Consider the following 2,348-nt stretch of genomic DNA (forward strand, 5'->3'; position numbering starts at 1 on the left):
ACCCTCCCGACGTTTAGGTGTGGATGTTTGCCTAATTTATCATGAACCGAGAGATTGATCGTGCTTATGTTTATTCGAATCTGTGTAAGATCAAGCGACAACGGCAGAAAATACTAGCCCGAGACAGAGAAGCACCTAGGCAATACATTAACGGAGAAAACCACTTCTTCTGTGGACAAAGCTACCTATTGAAGGTCATAGAACACCAAGGTCCACCGGAGGTCAACTTGACTCCCCAGATTCTAAAGCTTTACGTTCGTCCCCATACTTCCCAGAACAAGCGCCACCACCTAATCAGTGAATGGTACCGCCAACAGTTGAAGTTAATCATTCCAGCCCTTATCGTCAAGTACGAACCTATTATGGGGGTTGAGGTGCGTGAGTTTGGCGTTAAACGTATGAAGACCCGCTGGGGTACCTGTAACTCTAGAGCTCAGCGTATTTGGCTCAACCTAGAGTTAGCAAAAAAGCCGCTAGCGTGCTTGGAGTACGTGGTAGTCCATGAAATGACCCACTTGCTGGAACATAGGCATAATGACCGCTTCTGGGGATTGATAGATACTTTTTACCCACAGTGGCGGCAGCATCGAGAAGAGCTTAATCGCTTACCCTTGGGCTAACTAGGACAAGAAATGGCTACCAATCAGATTTAAAGCTCTATAGTCCATGAAGATTCGCCTTTATCAGGAAGTTGATCAGGCTGCACTGCTGACGGTGTGGTATCGAGCAGCGGCGATCGCCCATTATTTCCTACCAGCCAACTACTTCCAGCAAGAGCGATCCGACATTGTCGATCTTTATCTGCCAATGGCCGAAACCTGGGTTTACGAACATCAGGGAGAAGTGGTGGGCTTCATTTCCCTGCTAGGGCAAACCGTCGGCGGATTCTTTGTGGATCCAGAAATGCAGGACAAAGGAGTGGGGCGATCGCTGATGGATCATGCAGTACAGCTCCGAGGCGCTCTGAACGTGGAAGTGTTTGAGCAGAACGAGGTCGGGCGACGATTCTACAGCCGCTACGGTTTTGTTCCAGTGAGCAGTTCTCACCACAATTCGACGGGGCAGCCCCTAATTTTAATGAAGTTTGTGCCGAGGCGCTGACTTATCGACAGAGAGATCTGAGGTGGACACTTTAGCCTTGTTCAGGTAACGATTATGGTAATTCCAGATCTTTTCGACATCTGTCATCAAGACCCATATAATGAAAGTTTCTGCCCAGTTATTCCCTATCTAATTTCATTTACTTTGCTATGCTTCCTGAATGGATAAAGTTGAGTTTAACAAAAATGTTGCTTCCGATAAATTATTTTCTTTCAGCCAATCAAAAGAGTTAACGGCTGATTATATTTGTGTTTTTCGGATTTATTTATTTACTATTGTTCACTATTAGAAAAAATGAGTACTTACTTAGTCACAGGGGCAAATCGAGGCATCGGTTTAGAATATCGTCGTAAACTAAAAAAGCGAGGGGATCACGTCATTGCTGTCTGTCGATCGACTTCGGACGAATTAAAGAATTTGGAAGTGTCAGTCGAAACAGATGTTGAGCTTACCTCAGAAACAGATATTGCCGGCTTAGTGGAGCGACTTGATGGCCAATCGATTGATGTTTTGATTAATAACGCTGGTATTGCAGAAAGGTTTGGGTTAGACAATTTAAATATTGATAGTATTCGTCGGCAATTTGAAGTAAATGCCCTTGCTCCTTTAAGATTAACCCGTGCGCTAGTACCTAATTTAAAAGCAGGTTCTAAGATTATTATCATGACTAGTCGCATGGGGTCAATTGAAGATAATACTTCAGGTGATTCCTATGGTTATCGAATGTCAAAAGTTGCACTTTCAATGGCAGGTAAATCTTTATCTATTGACTTAAAACATCGTCAGATTGCGGTGGCTATTCTTCATCCTGGCTTAGTTAAGACTCGTATGACAAATTTTAATACACAGGGAATTACACCCGAAGAATCTGTTAAAGGATTACTTAGTCGTATTGAGCAATTAAATCTAGAAAATACGGGAACGTTTTGGCATTCTAATGGAGAAATTTTGCCTTGGTAATCTATGAATTTTTAAAAATCAAATCATTAAATCGTTCCTGTATACTATTCAAGATATTTGTTGCTTGTTGTGAGTGAAATATTTGCAAAACAATTTACCAATACTTTTTCGATGTGCTTGGATAACCATGGTCATAAGCCCCAATATGTAAGCTGCTGGGCTGATTGACTGACAAAAGTTTAAGAGGACTCGTAGGAATAGACCTGGAGAGTAAACTCAAGGGCATAAAGGCGGCGGTGATGCTGACGAAGGGAAGCCATAGCCGGTTCAGGGTCTTGATGGGAGAA

At 42.9% G+C, this 2,348-nt stretch carries 3 protein-coding genes; all 3 read left to right on the forward strand.

Features of this window, described 5'->3' with window-relative positions; all coding sequences use genetic code 11:
- Nucleotides 1–41 precede the first annotated feature (41 nt).
- The 3 genes from IQ219_RS19030 to IQ219_RS19040 all read left to right on the forward strand — a co-directional run bounded on the left by IQ219_RS19030 (nt 42) and on the right by IQ219_RS19040 (nt 2,061).
- Nucleotides 42–620 carry a SprT family zinc-dependent metalloprotease gene (locus tag IQ219_RS19030; protein WP_228017385.1) on the forward strand — a complete coding sequence of 193 codons (579 nt, stop codon included), beginning with the start codon at nt 42–44 and terminating at the stop codon, nt 618–620.
- A 46-nt stretch (nt 621–666) separates the two neighbouring features.
- Nucleotides 667–1,101 (forward strand): GNAT family N-acetyltransferase, encoded by a 435-nt coding sequence (locus IQ219_RS19035; protein ID WP_194073651.1) that lies wholly within the window; start codon nt 667–669, stop codon nt 1,099–1,101.
- A gap of 294 nt (nt 1,102–1,395) precedes the next feature.
- On the forward strand, nt 1,396–2,061 hold the full coding sequence (locus tag IQ219_RS19040; RefSeq protein ID WP_194073652.1) for an SDR family oxidoreductase: 666 nt from the start codon (nt 1,396–1,398) through the stop codon (nt 2,059–2,061).
- The last annotated feature ends 287 nt before the right edge of the window (nt 2,062–2,348 follow it).

It is taken from the genome of Synechocystis sp. LEGE 06083 (assembly GCF_015207725.1).
Lineage (GTDB): Bacteria > Cyanobacteriota > Cyanobacteriia > Cyanobacteriales > Microcystaceae > Synechocystis > Synechocystis salina.